The sequence below is a fragment of the Billgrantia montanilacus genome (assembly GCF_003336675.1).
Classification (GTDB): domain Bacteria; phylum Pseudomonadota; class Gammaproteobacteria; order Pseudomonadales; family Halomonadaceae; genus Halomonas; species Halomonas montanilacus.
Genome location: NZ_QPII01000056.1, coordinates 1 through 506 on the forward strand (window position 1 = coordinate 1; position 506 = coordinate 506).

At 66.2% G+C, this 506-nt stretch carries 1 protein-coding gene; it reads right to left on the reverse strand.

Annotated elements, in window-relative coordinates; translation table 11 throughout:
- Nucleotides 1-506 (reverse strand): TRAP transporter large permease subunit (locus DU505_RS22245; RefSeq protein ID WP_147273122.1); only part of this gene is annotated, 506 nt, incomplete at both ends.

Below are 506 nucleotides of genomic sequence, written 5' to 3' on the forward strand. Positions count from 1 at the left end.
AACACCCCGCCGATGATGCCGCCGATCACGATCACCGGCAGCACCAGGGCCAGCCAGGCGGCCTTGAAGGCCTGCCACAGCAGGTCGAGCCGGAACTTGCGGGTCTTCCCGGCGTGTTCCAGGGTTGCCATGATGAAGGTGGTAACCATCAGCCCGAAGCCGATCAGCAGGCCCGGCACGATGCCGGCGATGAACAGCCGGCTGATCGAGGTCTCGGTGACGATACCGAACAGGATCAGCGGAATCGACGGCGGAATGATGATGCCGATCACCGACGACACCGTGTTGATCGCCGTGGCATGCGGGGCGGAATAGCCCTGCTGCTTCATCGACGGAATCATCATCGAGCCGGTGGCGGCGGTGTCCGCCACGGCCGAGCCGCTGATGCCGCCGAAGAACATCGAACCGGTGATCGCCACCTGGCCCAGGCCGCCGCGCACGAAACCGACCAGGGCGCCGGCCAGTTCCATCAGCCGCCGGGCGATGCCGCCGGCGCTCATCACTTC